Here is a 17,313-nt window from a genome sequence, read left to right as displayed (position 1 = left end):
AAAATCCCGACAGATATCGGGATTTTTTAATGTCTATATTTATTTTTTAAGAAGTCCTGAAACCATATTCAATACATTTTGAATATCATTATTGGCTTCCTGCTTGCTGGTTTGCTCACCTTGTGGAGTAAGCGAATCAATAATCTGCGGCAAGACCTGTGAAATCGCACTATACACATCCTGCTTCGGTGCATGGGTTTGTTGTGCAACTGCTTCAACTTCCTGATCATCAAACAGGTTTTGCACCTGCTGCGGATCGACATTGGCATTTTCACCGGGGCCGGTCGACACCCAAACATCGACCTGGCTATTGAGCCCCTGTCCTTTTAGCTTGTCTAATGCACCCTGTAAACCGCCCTGTTTTTGAATCCAGGCCAGCACTAAAGGCAGTACTGCAATCAATAAGGTTTTACCAGTAGAACCACCCAATCCTGAACGAGGCTGAGCAGTACCTTGAGTACCACTACCACCGAACTGACTTATTACTGAACCTAAAATTGCCCCCAGACCATTTTGTCGAGTCTGCTGGCCGGTTTGATTTTGCTGGTTTTGAGTATTTTGATTTTGCTGAGAATTTGACTGGTTTAAATGCCCTAGCACAGACCCCAGGATATCTGCCAAGCCACCTTGTTGTGAGGACTTTTGCTGCGACTGCCCACCACCCAATGCCTGCTTTGCTAATATTTCCACAATACTACTCAGGTTTGTCATGTCCTATATCCTATGTGCATCTTAATTACAGAATACGGCCTGCCCTCATATTGTCTAGGCAAGATTGTGTTAATATTTGCAATCTTGGTTAAGCAGGTTTTCGGTTTACCAGCGAAATTTATCCCAGTTTTCCGGATTAGCCCAAAATTTGGAGTTAAACCAGTCTGGCACGTGCTTATAGGTTAAAATATTAAACTGCCACAGCGCAAAATCGGCCTCATGTGTGGTCTTGTCAATCAGCTGGGTAAATCCTAAAGCTCTCAATAACTTTTCATTTTGCAGCCGGCTGATCACCACTAGCCGTTTGGCAAACAAATCACGTAATTTCACCAGAATTTGACTCATGATCTGTTCAGACAAATGTTCTGTTTCTGCAGTATCCAGCATCACCACAGCCAAGTCATAACGTTGCTGAAAAGGCAGATTTAAAAAGTCAGATACGCTAAAATAGGACCATTGAATAGCTGGCTGAAACTGGACTTGGCTCAAGTCCTGCCCAATACAAATAGCAGTATGAATTGGCTGTTCCTGTGCGAAATCGTCTAGCATTGAAGTAATGACATTCTGCTCAGCCATAACTGCATCCTTATGATTTAAGTGAGTAATTTTTATGGAACTTCAGGGCATTTGTCATAAAATGCACGTCGGCCTCAAGGACCTTAGTGTAACTGATCAACAGATACAGCGGGCAAATGTTGAATATAAATTAATTTTAGATCGTGCAGAAATTGATCTTCCGTTTAATTTAGGCCAAGAAATCGAGATTGAATGGACCGGTAATATTTACTGCGTGTCTTGTGGCAACAAAACTTCCAAATCATTTTCGCAAGGTCACTGTTTTAAATGTTTTAAAACCAATGCTTCATGTGATATGTGCATCATGAAGCCAGAGACGTGCCATTATCATTTGGGCACTTGCCGCGAAGATGAATTTGCACAGAATGTCTGCTTCCAACCACATATTGTCTATCTGGCCAATTCCAGTGCATTAAAGGTCGGCATTACCCGTACCAGCCAAATGCCGACTCGCTGGCTTGATCAGGGTGCCTCCCAAGCCCTGCCGATTATGAAAGTGGGCTCACGTCGTCTTTCCGGAAAGCTTGAGGTCATGTTTGGTACGCAGGTTGCTGATAAAACTGACTGGCGCAAGCTACTGAAAGGTGAAGCAGAACCATTGAACCTGATTGAAGTGCGTGAACAACTGCTGGAAGAATTTGCGCCTAAAATTCAAAGCATTCGCGAAGAATTTAATCAGAATCTAGAATTTAATGAAAATATTGAAGTATTGGAAGATGAATTCGCACGAGAGTTTATTTATCCGGTAGAACAATATCCGGAAAAGATTAAATCGCATAATCTGGATAAAACTCCTGTGATTCGTGGCAAATTACAAGGCATCAAGGGCCAGTATTTAATTCTGGATACTGGCGTGATTAATATGCGCAAATATACCGGTTATCAACTGATTATTCGTGCTTAAACCATTATTTGCCTAGAAAACAAAAAACCAGCCCGCAGGCTGGTTTTTTTATACAACAATTTTATTTGATTTTTGCCTGAGATTTCAGGTAACGCGTATAGTCATCAAATTCCTGCTGACCACGAAGTTGCTGATATAACTTCACCAACTCACTACGCTGTTCTGCACTTAATACATCCACCGGATTTTTCTTCACTTCTGATACCGCAACCACAACCAGTTCATTCGGCATTTTCGCTGTGGTCACTGACCAATGGCCTGCTTTTGGTGTCGGCAGACTAAAGGCCGCACGCTGTACATCACGTTTTAGTAAACCTTCAGCACGTGTGTAAACGCCAGCATCTTCAAAGATCAAATCACCTTTCGCCACTGCTGCAGCCGGTTTGGTTTTGAACTCATCCAAAGCTTTCTGAATTTTTGCTTTTGCCAAAGCAGCTGCCTTGTCTTCAATCAACTGAGCCTTAACACGGGGTTTTGCTTCTGCCAATGTTTGTTCGCCGGCTGCATGATAATTACGCACCTTTATCCAGGCTACATCACCATTGGCTAACTGAATGCTTGATGAAGCATTACGATCACCATTTTTAACATCGTCATTAAACAATTTGACTTTGAGGTTAGCATCGCTCAGCACAGGATCACGGGTCGAAAGTGTTACACCTTGGGCTTTCTGGACTTGTACACCTTTAACTTCCTGTGTAACGACATCCAGAGAATCACTTCCTACCACCATATCATTTAGCGTATTGACCGTATCAGAGAATGCATTGGATTTTTTAGCAGCCAAGGCTTCTTCAGACAAACGTGCTTTTTGTGATTCAAAAGAAGGAACTGCAACATCTGGCGTTTGCACAGAAATGATGTGGTAACCATAATCTGTTTTCACTGGTGCAGACACCTGACCCGATTTTAAAGAACTAACCGTCTGATCAAATGCAGTACCAAATACACCTTCTTCATAAACGGCAAGCGCGCCACCTTTAGACTTAGATTCAGGGTCTTCAGAATATTGTGCTGCTGCCTGAGCAAAAGTAGTACCGGCTTTAATTTTGGCTGCAATATCGGTCGCCAGTTTTTTTGCTTCAGCATCACTACGACTGTCCGCCGTAATTAAAATATGCTTCACATCTGGTTTAACTGTCTGTTTTTGTGTTGCAACAAAGGCGGTATAGGCTTCCTGAAGCTCAGCCTCTGTAACCGCTAAACTCTCCACCTGAATATCGCTTGGCTTTAACACCACATAGTCGACATCTACACTGGTCGGCTGTTTAAATAGCGTTTTGTGTTTTTCATAATAAGCAGCAATATCTGCATCCGTCACTTTGACATCTTTTTTATAGCTGTCCAGATTAATGCTGGAAATATGAATATGACGTTGTTCAGTTTGTAAATCGGCAATCTGCTGCATTTCGACTGGGCTTACCAGTGGATAATCCAGGAAAGTCGATGACAGCATCTTCAGCGCATGATCTTTACGTAAACTTTCAATCAAAGCGCGATTGGTCATGCCAATTGATTTTAGATAATTTTCATATAAAGCATTCGAGAACTTGCCATCTTGCTGGAAAGTAGGCTGCTGAGCAATCATCTGTTCAATTTGCTGGTCACTCAGACTGATCCCTAATTCTTCAGCCTGTTGCAGCAATAAAGTACGTGCAACCAGAGTATCCATGGCTTTCTGGTCAATGAAGCTTTGATTCAGTAAAGTTTCATCCCCATTGGCATAACTGAGATATTGTTCTTTAAATGATTTGGTCAGTGACTCTAATTCTTTTTGAGATATTTCAGTCCCGTTCACTGATTTTGCCGCATCAGAGTTTCCGCTGCTAAAATATCCTTCAATACCTACAAGTGCTAACGGGGTCAAAAACAGAACGAGCAAGACTTTGCCCAACCAACCCTTAATAACTTTACGAAAAGCTTCCATAAGTATTCCAATATTTTATTTGCAAAGGATTTTAACCGAAAATACCCATTGAATGAATGTGTTAATCATCACAATTAAATTTATCAATAAAAAACGCGCCAAAGAAGGCGCGTTTCGTCGCTGGGTAAGCTTAAGCTACAGCGTCTTTTAAGCCTTTACCTGCTTTGAAGCTAGGTACTTTGCTTGCTTTGATCTCAAGAGTAGCACCAGTTTGTGGGTTACGGCCAGTACGTGCAGCGCGTTCTTTCACACCGAAAGTACCAAAACCCACTAAAGTTACTGTATCACCCGATTTTAAAGCTTCAGTAACAGAAGCAATTGTAGCATCTAAAGCTTTACCTGCGTCAGCCTTAGATAATCCCCCTTTTTCTGCAATTGCATCAATTAATTCTGATTTATTCATGAAGATTACGTCCTCTTAATATCGTTTATTTAAGGTTCAAGAATTGGTTTAACATGCCATAACGCCTTTATAGCAATGCTTTAGGTATAAACGCAATACTTAAGAACCTCTTTTTTTTCAAAAAATATGCGAAAAAAACATTGAATAATAAATAAAGTCATTTTATTTAAGTTTTTTCGGCAATTCTTCTTTCATTTTTTCTTGTTCCGCAGTCAACTGATCAACCTTGGCATGCAACTGGAGAATTAAACGTTCCAAATACTGTACATCCTTCAGTGTGACTAATCCTATACGATTCAATGAGTGATGAACAGAGTTGTCGATTAATTTTTCCACTTTGTCTTTGGTGTCTGTGACCGACTCTTTGGCTTTTTCTGAAACCTTCTCTACAGTTTGATCGGCAATATCTGCAGTTTTAGATTCAAGTTCTTCCCCGACCTTGACCAGCGAGTCAAACAGTTTATTGCCTTCCTCTTCTGCACGTGAAAATGCCCCAAGTCCAGCCAACCAGATCTGTTTGGTGTATTTACGAAAATCAAGAACCGATTTGCGCTCCGAGGCAGATTTAGACTTGGGTTTCAGCATTTTCTCATTCGAAGCTTCAGCTGAGTCTTGTGCTGTTTTTGACTTGTCCATGTGCACGGCTCCTGTTTGTTTTCTGCGCAATTATTATAAATTATTCTACAAAACCACTGCATAATAGCAAATTTAGTACTTGATAGATTTGATAAACTGTTCTACAAAGCAATTTATTTCAAGTCTAATTTGATTTAACCCTGAAATCTCTTCACAAGCAGGAAGCTTTTTCACTTTATATTTCAGGTAAGGATTGGTTGTATATGAGCGAATCGCAACAAAGTCAAAATCAACCGCATTTGTTGCTTACGATGACGTTAATTGTTTTAGAGACAATATTTACTTTCATTCTCAAGCATGATCGTGTCGTTGCATTACAGGCCAAAAAGTTTGTAGATAAAAACATCTCGATTAAAATCAATAGCTATATTCCATATTTCGACTTTTATGTGCAATTCACCCCCAATGGACTATTATTTGACCACAAAGCACCGGGCCGCATTGTCGACCTGGATGTGCGCACTACACTTCCCGATCTGATTAAAATTTTCATTTTTGGCAATCGTCGTAGCATTCGCAGCATGCGCATTGATGGCAATCAGGTTTTAAAAGATGAGTTTCGTGATCTGTTAACCGTATTCAGCTTGCCAAAAGTACTAGCCGACTGGAAACACTGGCTGTCTGATGCGCCGACGGATGAAGCGGAAATTATTGCTTCTAAAAAGCGTATTGCACCGCTTTTAAAGAAAATTGAAGAACAGCGCTCCAAGATCAATACCCTGCAAGTGGAAGTCAAACAGTATAAAAACCGCCTGAAACGGATCGAACGCCGTCAAAAGCGTATTAATATCATTTTTGGCCTGAGCAGCGTACTTTTGATTATGTTATTAGTGTATAATTGGCTGAGCATGTAAATCTTTCATTCTCCAAAAATTAAATCCCACTAAGGTCTACTAAAAATAACTTGACTAATTTAGTCGGGATTCATAAAATCTACACATCTAGTCTAACCATGTGTATCGAATCATGCGCCTAACCACTCGCGGTCGCTACGCTGTGACTGCTCTACTTGATCTAGCTTTGCAGCCTTCTGAAAAAACGATAACGCTCGCTGAAATTGCAGCACGTCAAACTATTTCTGTTGCTTATCTTGAGCAGTTATTTGCGAAGCTCAAGCGTCATGGTTTAGTTTCTAGTGTTCGTGGCGCAAATGGTGGTTACCATTTAGCACGTAATGCAGATGAAATTACTGTGTTAGCAATTATTGAAGCTGTAAACGAAACAGTTGATGCGACTCGCTGTGACCATAAAGGCAATTGCCAGAATGGCGCGATGTGCTTGACTCATGATTTATGGCAGGAACTCTCCCATCACATCGCCGATTATTTAGAAAAAATCTCGCTTGCTGATCTGGTTGCACGTGACAACGTCCAGACTGTGTCATTACGCCAAAAATCAGCACCTTTAGATTCAGCCCTTTTATCGGTTACAGGTATTTGACATGAAACGTCCGATTTATCTTGATTATGCAGCTACAACTCCTGTAGATCCTCAGGTTGCTGAACGTATGATGGAATGCTTAACATTCGATGGTACCTTTGGTAATGCGGCATCTCGTTCACACGCGTATGGTTGGCAAGCAGAAGAAAAAGTTGAATATGCACGTGAACAAGTTGCGAATTTAATTAAAGCTGATCCACGTGAAATCGTATGGACTTCAGGTGCAACCGAGTCAGACAACCTTGCGCTTAAAGGTGTGGCTCATTTCTATGCATCTAAAGGTAAACATATCGTTACCTCTAAAATCGAACATAAGGCAGTTTTAGATACCTGTCGTGAGCTTGAGTCTGAAGGTTTTGAAATTACCTATATTGAGCCTCAACCTCAAACCGGTTTAATTACGCCTGAAATGGTACAGGCAGCGATCCGTCCAGACACAATTCTTGTTTCCCTGATGATGGTAAACAATGAAATCGGTACTGTGACTGATGTTGCAGCGATTGGTGAAATCACTCGCGCCAACAAGATTTTCTTCCATGTCGATGCAGCTCAGGCAGCGGGTAAAGTTGAAATTGATCTTTCAACTTTAAAAGTAGATTTGATGAGCTTCTCTGCGCATAAGATCTATGGCCCTAAAGGTATTGGCGCACTGTTTGTACGTCGTAGCCCGCGTGTACGCCTTAAAGCTGAAATGCATGGTGGCGGCCATGAACGTGGTATGCGTTCAGGTACCCTTGCGACTCACCAGATTGTAGGTATGGGTGAAGCGTTTGAACTTGCAGGCAAAAACTTGGAAGCTGAACAGACTCGTTTACGTGTACTTCGCGACAAGCTGTGGAATGGTTTACAAGGTCTTGAACAAGTGTTCCTGAACGGCCATCCAACACAAAACGTAGCGAACTACCTGAATATTAGCTTCAACTTCGTTGAAGGCGAATCATTGATGATGGCATTGAAAGATGCTGCGGTATCTTCAGGTTCGGCATGTACATCTGCAACACTTGAACCATCTTATGTACTTCGTGCATTGGGTCTTTCAGACGAACTTGCACACAGTTCGATCCGCTTCAGCTTCGGTAAATACACCACTGAAGAAGATATCGATCACGTATTGACTATCACTAAAGCTGCTGTTGAGAAGTTACGTGAACTTTCTCCGCTTTGGGATATGTATAAGGAAGGTATTGACCTTTCTAAAGTTGAGTGGGCTGAGCACTAATTTTCATTCTGAGATAGTGACAAATCCGTTGCTATCTCATTGAGAAAAGTTTTTTTACCCCCATATTTAATACTGAGGCTGACCCCGAGGTTTGGAGAAGCAACATGGCTTATAGCGAAAAAGTAATTGATCATTACGAAAACCCTCGTAATGTTGGCGTTTTAGATAAAAATGCTGAAAACGTTGGTACTGGTATGGTTGGTGCGCCAGCATGTGGTGACGTGATGCGTTTACAGATTCAGGTAAACGATGAAGGCGTGATTGAAGAAGCACGTTTCAAAACTTATGGTTGTGGTTCTGCCATTGCATCAAGTTCACTTGTGACCGAATGGCTCAAAGGTAAAACTTTGGATCAAGCTCAAGCGATCAAGAACATTGATATTGCAACTGAACTTGCACTTCCACCAGTAAAAGTACACTGCTCTGTTCTTGCTGAAGATGCAATCAAAGCAGCTGTAGAAGACTACCGTAGCAAGAAAGTTAAAGCTTAATTGTTCCACGTTTTGAAATTTTAACGGAGTTTTCATGATCCATTTAACTGAAAATGCTGCAACTCATATCAGCAATTATTTAAAAAATCGCGGTAAGGGTGAAGGCATTCGCGTTGGTGTGAAAACTTCAGGCTGTTCTGGTCTGGCCTATGTGCTCGAGTTCGTCGATGAAGTCGATACACATGACCAAGCCTTTGAGCAGTTTGGGGTTAAAGTATTCGTTGACCCGAAAAGCCTGGTTTATCTTGAAGGTATGGAGATGGACTATGTTAAAAACGGCTTGAACGAAGGCTTCGAATTTAACAACCCCAACAAAAAAGGCGAATGCGGTTGTGGTGAATCCTTCACTGTATAAACCCGGCAGTTATTCTCTTTTTGACATTAAAACAGTGTGTTTCACACTGTTTTAATTGCATTTATACAGTTACTTTTGCACATTAATCGCGGATCCCATCTCCCATGAATCATTTTGAGTTGTTCAACCTTCCTGTAGCACTCGATATTGATTTAGCGGCTTTAAAGACTGAATTTTTAAAGTTGCAGCAACAATATCACCCAGATAAAGCTGAAGACAAAGATCAGGCTCTGATTAAATCAAGTGATATCAATCAGGCATTTAAAACCTTGTCAGCGGTCGATAGCCGTGCAGCGTATTTACTGTCTCTCAAGAAACAGGATTATCACTTAGATCAGTCGATCAGTGATTTTGAATTCTTGCAGGACGCTCTGGAAATTCGTGAACAACTTGACGATGCAACTTCTGCTGAAGATTTAACTTCACTGAAAGTCGAAGTCCAGCAATGGATTGAGGGCTTGGTTCGCGAGTTCAAAATTGATTATGCGGATGAAGACTGGGCCGAAGCACGCGATACAGTGCGCAAACTACGCTTCTTCGTTAAAGTCATGGCCGATATCGACAAAGCGGAAGACCGCTTCCTGGACGATGACAGCTTTGATCTTGATGATGATTTCTAATTTTTAGTATTTAATATTTAACGTGCAAAGGATGTAACACTATGGCTCTCTTGCAAATTGCAGAACCAGGTCAATCAAGTGCACCACATGAACACCGCATTGCGATTGGTATCGATTTAGGCACCACCCACTCTTTGGTTGCCACGGTTCTTTCAGGTAAAGCCAAAGTACTTAATGACGAACAAGGTCGTGTGCTACTTCCTTCTATCGTGCATTATGCAGAACAACAGACTCAATACGGCAATGAAGCTGCGCCTTTCATTACTACTGACCCTAAAAACACCATCGTTTCTGTAAAACGTTTTATGGGTCGCTCGAAAGCTGACATCAAATTCCAGCATCCTTATGCGTTGGTTGGTGAAGCGAATGAAATGCCGGCTTTTGAAACCGCACAAGGCCGTAAGACGCCGGTTGAGATTTCTGCAGAAATTTTAAAGCAGTTGAAAGACCGCGCTGAAGCCAGTCTGCAAAATCCGGTCAATGGTGCCGTTATTACTGTTCCGGCCTACTTTGATGAAGCACAGCGTCAGGCAACCCGTGATGCTGCTCAACTTGCTGGCTTGAATGTTTTACGTTTGTTGAATGAGCCAACCGCTGCTGCTGTTGCTTATGGTCTCGATCAGGAAAGCAATCTAAGTACAGATCGCAACTATGTGATCTACGACTTGGGTGGTGGTACCTTTGACGTTTCGATTCTGCGTTTTAGTCAAGGTGTGTTTGAAGTTCTGGCAACCGGTGGCCACACTGCCCTCGGTGGTGATGACCTAGATCGTTTGATCCTGAAATGGGCCAAGAAACAACTGAATATTGACACCTTGAATGATGCAGAATATGCACATTTTGTGGTTGCAGCACGTAAAGCCAAAGAAGCTTTGTCTGATGCAGATTCAGTTCAACTCAAATTGCTTGATCAGGTATTGACGCTTGACCGTCCGACATTTGAAGAGATCATTAAAGTTGCTTTGGATAAGACCATCAGCGTATGTAAGCGTGTGATGCGTGATGCCAAGCTTGAACTGGATGACATTCAAAATGTCGTTTTGGTCGGTGGCTCAACCCGTTCTTATGCAGTACAAAAAGCCGTGCGTGAAGTATTCAATCAAGAACCACTATGCACTATTAATCCGGATGAAGTGGTTGCGATTGGCGCATCAATTACTGCGAACCAATTGATTGGCAACTCAACTGATGGCTCATTACTATTAGACGTGACGCCTCTGTCTCTTGGTCTTGAAACCATGGGCGGACTGGTTGAACGATTAATTTCGCGTAATACTGCGATTCCAGTCGCTCGTCGTCAGGAATTTACGACTTATCAAGATGGCCAGACTGCCATGTTGATTCATGTGGTTCAAGGTGAACGTGATCTGGTTGAGCATTGCCGTAGTTTAGGGCGTTTTGTCCTGCATGGCATTCCACCAATGACTGCCGGTCAGGCACGTATTGAAGTGACGTTCCAGGTCGATGCAGATGGCTTGCTGACTGTATCTGCCAAAGAAACCACCTCTGGCGTGACGGCTCAAATCGATATCAAACCATCTTATGGTTTATCGGGTGAAGATACTGAACGTCTGTTGCTAGACGGTTATAAGTTCGCTGAAGAAGATAAGAATCTTCGTCATTTGAATGAAACCAAAGTGGAAGCACAGCGTGAGCTGGAAGCACTGGTTCAGGCACTCCAAGCGGATGCCGGTCTGTTGACTGAAGATCAACTTGCAGCACTGCAAACTGCGCAAGCACAACTTGAAACTCAGCTTCAGGGTTCAGATATCAAAGCGATTGAATCTGCCGTTGAACAGCTTAAAATACATAGTGATGCTTTTGCAGCAGCACGTATGAATCAACATATTGATGCAGCTCTTAAGGGCACTAAACTCGACGACTGGTCAAACTCAAACTAATTTAAGGTAACGACTATGCCACGTATTAAAGTTCTTCCACATGCGCAGATTTGCCCCGAAGGTGCTGAGTTTGAAGTCGAACAAAATGCCAATCTTTGCGAAAGCCTGCTAAAAAATGGCATTAAAATCGAACATGCTTGCGATATGTCAGCAGCGTGTACCACCTGCCATGTAGTGGTACGCAAAGGTTTTGACAGCCTGGAAGAAATGGATGATGTTGAAGCTGACTTACTCGATCGTGCCTGGGGTTTAGAACCTGATTCACGTCTTTCTTGTCAGGTTAAACTGGACGATGAAGATCTGGAAATTGAAATTCCAAAATACACCATTAACCATGCGTCAGAAAATCACTAAGATTTTCGTTGCAGGCTAAAATAAAAAACCACGCTCATGCGTGGTTTTTTCTCTTTATAAGAAACAATTAAAGTAAATTTACATGAACTTTAAATGTGTTCAATTACTTCATCCTCAAGCTTCAATTTGACAATACCTTGTGAATTGGTCATTTTCTGCTGAGTTTCAATGCGTTTAATCATTTTTTCTAGTACATGAATCAGCTCAGGATATTCAAAGTTTTGCACTTCATCCAGATTCAGCAATAAATGAAAGCCCTTATATTCATAATCGAACCAGCGCTGATACTCGACTTTCTGAGACGCATATTTTTCCATGACCTGCCAGGTTCTTACATGTGCTTTAATGCCTTTCAAGAATATCGGCTTTTTCGGTGCACAAAGATAATCATCTTTGATCAGATTATGAGTATCTTCCGAAATCAGGATTTCATCGACTTCCGCTGCACTTTGCAAACGCGCTGCCAGATTGGCATCACGTCCTACAATGGTATAAGCCATACGATGCGTAGCCCCATAATTCCCTACGTGGCAATAACCGGTTGAAATCCCCATGCGGATATGCAGTGGCGGATAACCCATTTTAATCCAGCGTTCCCGCAGCAATTTCATTTGCTGACGCATCGCCAATGCCATTTCCATACAGTTCTTAGCATCCTGTTCCACACCTTCGGAGTTCGGATCACCAAAGAAAATCAGGATGGCATCACCCATGAATTTATCGACAGTCGCTTCATAATTTTTAGCGATTTCGGTCATATGCCGAAGATAGTCATTCAACAGGAATGCTAAATCATCTGGAATCAGAGTTTCAGATAGCTCTGTAAAGCCTTGAATATCAGAGAAAAAGATCGTCAACTTTTTACGTTTATATTCAATTTTGGCTTCAGATTCACCTTTCATAATGGATTGCCATAACTGCACGGGCGCATAGCGACTCAGCTGATTGGCAAATTCCATATAACGGTTCATCTGTTCGAAATAATGGTCTTTTTTCTGGGTCATGTATTGCACACGACCACTTTGATAAAAACTTCCGACACCAAAATAGGTAATCAGACAGATAAAGCCTAAAACGGTCAACTCACTGCTGGTCGGTTCGAAATAATTATTAAACCCAAAGACCAGAATATTGGCCAGATAAAAAAGCGTAATCCCGATCAGGCTGGCTAGAGATGCCATCATAAATGAAATTTTATTGCTGATCGCGGTATAGAGCACTGCGACCAGACCCAGCAAGGACAAGACCAAGTCCAGATGCACGGCCGCCAAAACCACCGAAATGACAATGACATCAATCAGGAAAAGAATATTACGCCGGATGTGATAATCATGACGATAGATCAGCCAGCGAGATAGTTTCGGTGTAATTAGCAAAACCAGAAACAAAAAAAATGGAACAAAAAGCTGATACTGGGTATCTGGTTCAGTGTAATGAAAGACGACCAGAACCACAGACAGCATGATGTATCCCATCATGCGATGGAAATACTCAAACTGATGGGGTTCTTTTTGAATCCAGTCGTCTAATTGCACTCACTCCCTCCCTGAAGTCCGCAACTGTTCATGGTTCTCGGAATGCCTTGGCTGATTAGTCCATGCGCCAGTCAAATGGCATGTCGCCCTGACCACGTAAAGCCAGCATTAAGGTTTGACGCATATGTGCCAATACTTCACTGCTATAAGGAACAGCAGGTGTACCCCAAACAGGCTTCGGCCATTCAACGTCGTTCTGATAACGAACTACATGATGAAAATGCAATTGCGGCACCATATTACCCAGCGCTGCTACATTCATTTTATCTGCACGGAAAACACGTGCCAGCTGGCTTGATAACCAGCTTGACTCTCTTAAAAACTGCTCTTGGTCAGCTTGACTCAATTCATATAATTCAGAGACACCCGGCACACGTGGAATCAGAATGAGCCAGGGAAATTGCATATCATTCATCAAACGACATGTTGACAAAGGAAAGTCGCCTACAAAAAACGTATCTTGAGCAAGTTGTGGATGCAAACTAAACATATCTTTATAAATGATGCAAAATTAGAATGATGGCTAATACTAACATATCCAACTGAAGCTGAATATTGAAAGCAATGTGTTTAAAGACAAATTCTCATGATTTGTTGCGAAGCACATCACAACAATTACTGTAAACAATTCATTAAAAAAATCAAGCCTGTTGTTCCTGCAAACTTCATTGGAAAATGAAATCCAAACTGAATTTTCAGGCTGATTTAATCGAATAAAATCAGTGCAATTCTTTAAGCAGACTGTCCAGTAAATCCTGTATAAACTGAATCCGCTTTTGATAGTCTTCCAGCATGACCATGACTTTTAGACGTTGACCGCCATCCATCCGGAAATAGGTCGGATGTTTCTGCATCATCTGGATAATCGTCATGGCTTGAACCGGAGTATCCGGTGCAAATTCAATATGCCCACCCTGACTGCTGATATCAATTTTAGTAATACCAAGCTGCTCGGCTTTCAATCGAATCTGATGTACAGCAAAGAGCTGTTTGACCGGTTGCGGCGGTATACCAAAACGATCGATCAATTCCATCCGGATATTGTCCAGTTTTTCCTGGGTATCAGTATTACTGATGCGTTTATAGAACAACAGACGTTGATGCACATCACCCAGATATTCATCTGGAATCAACGCTGGCATATGCAGGGTAATTTCGGCAGTCAATGACAATGGTGCATCGAAGTTTGGCGTTTTGCCTTTTTGAATGGCTTTGGTGGCTTTTTCCAGCATTTCCATATACAGGCTATAACCAATAGCCTGCATCGAACCACTCTGCTGCTCACCTAGTAACTCACCTGCGCCGCGAATTTCCAGATCTTCGGTTGCCAGCATAAAACCGGCACCCAAGGTCGAAGCACGCTGAATGGCATCCAGACGTTTTTCTGCATCACCTTTTAAGGCTTTTAAAGACGGCACCATTAAGTAGGCATAAGCCTGATGGTGTGAGCGTCCTACACGTCCGCGTAGCTGATGTAATTGTGCCAGGCCCAGCTTGTCAGCACGTTCAATCAGAATGGTATTGGCATTCGGAACATCAATCCCGGTTTCAATAATGGTCGAACATACCAGAACATTGTATTCCTTGTGATAGAACTGCTGCATCACCTGCTCCAGTTCACGTTCACGCATCTGCCCGTGGGCCACAATCACCCGCGCTTCCGGCACCAGTTTACGGATATGCTCGGCGGCACGATCGATTGTATCAACTTCATTATGCAGAAAATAAACCTGACCACCGCGCAGCAATTCACGCAGAATCGCTTCTTTAATGGTGTCATCGGTATGTTCCTGCACAAAGGTTTTCACCGCAAGACGGCGTGCCGGCGGTGTGGCGATAATCGACAGATCACGCATGCCACTAAAGGCCATATTCAGTGTCCGTGGAATTGGAGTTGCAGTCAGTGTCAGCATGTCGACATCGGCACGCATCGCCTTGATTCGTTCCTTGTCGCGCACCCCGAAACGATGCTCTTCATCGACAATCATCAAGCCAAGATTCTTAAACTGAACATTTTCCTGCAAAATCTTATGTGTACCAATCACAATATCGACTTTACCTTCAATCAGGTCGTCAATGGTCTTGGTATGTGCTTTGGAAGAGCCGAAACGTGACAGCACTTCAATCCGGACTGGCCAGTCGGCGAAGCGGTCTTTGAATGAATCATAATGCTGCTGTGCCAGCAAAGTGGTCGGTACCAGAATCGCCACCTGCCGGTTATTCTGTACTGCAACAAATGCGGCACGCATTGCGACTTCTGTTTTACCAAACCCGACATCACCACACACCAGACGATCCATCGGCTTGGCCTGCTGCATGTCATGCAACGTCGCTTCAATCGCATTGGCCTGATCCAGTGTTTCTTCATAGGCAAAGCCACTGGCAAATTGCATATACAGGCTTTGATCGATTTCAAAACTGATCCCGGGCTTGGAAGAACGCCGTGCCTGAATATGCAGCAATTCGGCCGCGACATCGTGAATCTGTTCCAGCGCTTTACGTTTGGCTTTATTCCATGCGTCCGTACCCAGTTTATGCAAAGGTGCCAGATCCGGATCACCACCACTGTACCGGCTGATTAAGTGTAGATTGGTCACCGGCACATAGACTTTGGCGGCATCCGCATAATCCAGCTGCAAAAATTCGTGATCCTGATCATCAATACTTAGGGTGACCAGACCGGCATAACGTCCGACCCCATAATCGATATGTACCACAGGCGCGCCCATGGTCAGCTCAGTTAGACTTCGGATCAGAAACTCTTCGGAAACTTCCTGTTGACGTTTGCGACGGCGCTGTACCACGCGATGTTCATACAGCTGATTTTCAGAAATTACGCTGACACGATCGGTCAATACCAGACCACGCTCTAAAGGCGCATTGGTAATGGCAATTGCATACAGAGATTGAATAAAACTATCAAAATTTTCAACCGTGGGGATATCACCCAGACTTGGCCTTAAGGCATCTTTAAGACTTTCCCGGCGTCCAGCACTTTCAGCCACTAGCAATACCGGATGATTAGCCTGATCAATATATTTTTTGATTTCATGAAACGGTTTTTCACGTTTCGGATCTACGGGCAGACGCGGTGGCAACTGGGTATCAAGATTCAATACCCCAGCTTTTTGATCAAAAGATGTTTGTGCGGCAATGATGCGTGCAAACTGGTTCAGCTGCTCCAGCACCTGATTGGTCTGAAAAAACAGGCTTTCAGGCGGCATGATCGGTTGGTCGACATTGTGGCGACGATCTTCATAACGGCGCACCACATCTTGCCAAAACTGGCTGAGACTTTCGTCCAGAGCCTTATCTGTAATGACAATGCCATTCTTCGGTAGGTACGAAATCAGTGAACTTTGGCCTTGCATGGCTTCCGCGCTGAAAAACAAGGGCAAATAAAACTCGATTCCCGGCGAGACTATGCCATCCATCACATCCTGATAGATCGGGTTTTTCTTTGGATTCGCGGTCGGGAAAAATTCGGCATAGCGGTCACGGAAAGTGGCACGACCTTCCTTGAGCGGAAATTCCTGTGCCGGCAATACGGTAAACTGCTGCAAACTTTGCGTGGTGCGCTGAGTTTCGGCATCGAAAAATTTCAGGCTTTCAATTTCATCATCAAACAGGTCAATCCGAATCGGTGCTTCCTGTCCCGATGCGTAGATATCCATGATACTGCCGCGTACCGCGAATTCACCTGGATCATAGACGGTATCGACCAGATGATAACCGGCCTGAATCAACTTTTTCTTTTGTTGTTCCAGATCAAATTTCTGACCGACATGAATATCGAAATGCTCACCCAGAATCCATGAGGTCGGCGCCACACGTTGTGCCAAAGTTGAGGCGGACAGCAACAGTACGCCAGTTTTTGGCATATTGGATAAGATTGCCAGACGTTCCGAGACAATATCCTGATGGGGGGAGAGACGGTCATAAGGCAAGATTTCCCAATCTGGAAAAATCGTGGGTTTAACCCCATAAAATTCCAGTTCACTTTCCAGTTGACCCAAATGCTGATTATTACGTGCAATCACGATAAATAAACGCGATTGCTGCTGCACGATTTCTTTGAGCAACAATGCCGTCGAGGAACCTTGCAGATTGCCTAACCAGCGTTTCTCGCCTGCTTTGAGTTGTGGTAAATTGAGTTGGGAAATTTCTTGTTGGAACATGGATATAGCTTTAAAGTCTAAATAACCTGAGGCTTATACTAGCACGATGATCTCAGGATATTT

Annotated in this window: 17 protein-coding genes; 9 read left to right on the top strand and 8 right to left on the bottom strand. The window is 43.0% G+C overall.

Going from position 1 to position 17,313, the window contains the following annotated elements:
• Positions 1-39: 39 nt before the first annotated feature.
• Both WFH18_RS06555 and WFH18_RS06550 read right to left on the bottom strand, forming a co-directional pair.
• The gene (locus tag WFH18_RS06555) at positions 40-711 is read right to left on the bottom strand and encodes a YidB family protein (protein WP_336754711.1); all 672 of its coding nucleotides are present in this window, start codon (positions 709-711) and stop codon (positions 40-42) included.
• Positions 712-816: 105 nt separating this feature from the next.
• Complete coding sequence (locus WFH18_RS06550) at positions 817-1,287, bottom strand: DUF6231 family protein (RefSeq protein WP_004279801.1); 471 nt, start codon at positions 1,285-1,287, stop codon at positions 817-819.
• 34 nt (positions 1,288-1,321) lie between these two features.
• Here WFH18_RS06550 and WFH18_RS06545 point away from each other — a divergent pair, with 34 nt between their 5' ends.
• Complete coding sequence (locus WFH18_RS06545) at positions 1,322-2,191, top strand: DUF2797 domain-containing protein (RefSeq protein ID WP_004646770.1); 870 nt, start codon at positions 1,322-1,324, stop codon at positions 2,189-2,191.
• Positions 2,192-2,252: 61 nt separating this feature from the next.
• Here the strand turns inward: WFH18_RS06545 and WFH18_RS06540 are convergent, their stop codons facing one another.
• The 3 genes from WFH18_RS06540 to WFH18_RS06530 all read right to left on the bottom strand — a co-directional run bounded on the left by WFH18_RS06540 (position 2,253) and on the right by WFH18_RS06530 (position 5,157).
• On the bottom strand, positions 2,253-4,118 hold the full coding sequence (locus tag WFH18_RS06540) for a SurA N-terminal domain-containing protein (RefSeq protein WP_004646769.1): 1,866 nt from the start codon (positions 4,116-4,118) through the stop codon (positions 2,253-2,255).
• Between the two features lie 130 nt (positions 4,119-4,248).
• The gene (locus tag WFH18_RS06535; protein ID WP_004279807.1) at positions 4,249-4,521 is read right to left on the bottom strand and encodes an HU family DNA-binding protein; all 273 of its coding nucleotides are present in this window, start codon (positions 4,519-4,521) and stop codon (positions 4,249-4,251) included.
• A gap of 162 nt (positions 4,522-4,683) precedes the next feature.
• Positions 4,684-5,157: a phasin family protein gene (locus WFH18_RS06530; RefSeq protein WP_004646766.1), complete on the bottom strand. Its 474-nt coding sequence runs from the start codon at positions 5,155-5,157 to the stop codon at positions 4,684-4,686.
• Positions 5,158-5,360: 203 nt separating this feature from the next.
• Between WFH18_RS06530 and WFH18_RS06525 the strand changes: the two genes are divergently transcribed.
• From WFH18_RS06525 to fdx, 8 genes are all read left to right on the top strand, one after another.
• On the top strand, positions 5,361-6,011 hold the full coding sequence (locus WFH18_RS06525; RefSeq protein WP_004646765.1) for a hypothetical protein: 651 nt from the start codon (positions 5,361-5,363) through the stop codon (positions 6,009-6,011).
• Positions 6,012-6,123: 112 nt separating this feature from the next.
• The gene (locus WFH18_RS06520) at positions 6,124-6,597 is read left to right on the top strand and encodes an Rrf2 family transcriptional regulator (protein WP_004279811.1); all 474 of its coding nucleotides are present in this window, start codon (positions 6,124-6,126) and stop codon (positions 6,595-6,597) included.
• Between the two features lies 1 nt (position 6,598).
• Positions 6,599-7,816 carry an IscS subfamily cysteine desulfurase gene (locus WFH18_RS06515; protein ID WP_004279813.1) on the top strand — a complete coding sequence of 406 codons (1,218 nt, stop codon included), beginning with the start codon at positions 6,599-6,601 and terminating at the stop codon, positions 7,814-7,816.
• A gap of 104 nt (positions 7,817-7,920) precedes the next feature.
• Positions 7,921-8,307, top strand: coding sequence for a Fe-S cluster assembly scaffold IscU (gene iscU / locus WFH18_RS06510; RefSeq protein ID WP_004279815.1), 387 nt, complete (start codon positions 7,921-7,923; stop codon positions 8,305-8,307).
• Positions 8,308-8,341: 34 nt separating this feature from the next.
• Positions 8,342-8,662, top strand: a complete 321-nt coding sequence (gene iscA, locus WFH18_RS06505; RefSeq protein WP_004279817.1) for an iron-sulfur cluster assembly protein IscA — start codon at positions 8,342-8,344, stop codon at positions 8,660-8,662.
• Between the two features lie 104 nt (positions 8,663-8,766).
• On the top strand, positions 8,767-9,282 hold the full coding sequence (gene hscB / locus WFH18_RS06500) for a Fe-S protein assembly co-chaperone HscB (protein ID WP_004646764.1): 516 nt from the start codon (positions 8,767-8,769) through the stop codon (positions 9,280-9,282).
• Between the two features lie 41 nt (positions 9,283-9,323).
• Entirely contained in the window at positions 9,324-11,183 is a 1,860-nt protein-coding gene (gene hscA, locus WFH18_RS06495) for a Fe-S protein assembly chaperone HscA (protein WP_004646762.1), read from the top strand.
• Positions 11,184-11,198: 15 nt separating this feature from the next.
• Positions 11,199-11,537 carry an ISC system 2Fe-2S type ferredoxin gene (fdx, locus tag WFH18_RS06490; RefSeq protein ID WP_004279821.1) on the top strand — a complete coding sequence of 113 codons (339 nt, stop codon included), beginning with the start codon at positions 11,199-11,201 and terminating at the stop codon, positions 11,535-11,537.
• An 89-nt stretch (positions 11,538-11,626) separates the two neighbouring features.
• Here the strand turns inward: fdx and WFH18_RS06485 are convergent, their stop codons facing one another.
• The 3 genes from WFH18_RS06485 to mfd form a co-directional block, all read right to left on the bottom strand.
• On the bottom strand, positions 11,627-13,072 hold the full coding sequence (locus tag WFH18_RS06485; RefSeq protein WP_004729820.1) for an adenylate/guanylate cyclase domain-containing protein: 1,446 nt from the start codon (positions 13,070-13,072) through the stop codon (positions 11,627-11,629).
• A gap of 55 nt (positions 13,073-13,127) precedes the next feature.
• On the bottom strand, positions 13,128-13,562 hold the full coding sequence (locus WFH18_RS06480) for an HIT domain-containing protein (protein ID WP_085064655.1): 435 nt from the start codon (positions 13,560-13,562) through the stop codon (positions 13,128-13,130).
• A gap of 229 nt (positions 13,563-13,791) precedes the next feature.
• Entirely contained in the window at positions 13,792-17,250 is a 3,459-nt protein-coding gene (mfd, locus tag WFH18_RS06475; RefSeq protein WP_004646759.1) for a transcription-repair coupling factor, read from the bottom strand.
• Positions 17,251-17,313: the final 63 nt, after the last annotated feature.

Origin of the sequence: Acinetobacter sp. USHLN143 (assembly GCF_037145695.1) — a bacterium.
In the GTDB taxonomy this organism is placed as follows: Bacteria; Pseudomonadota; Gammaproteobacteria; order Pseudomonadales; family Moraxellaceae; genus Acinetobacter; species Acinetobacter fasciculus.
The sequence above is the reverse complement of the archived record's forward strand: the minus strand, read 5'-3'. Positions and strand labels throughout refer to the sequence as shown.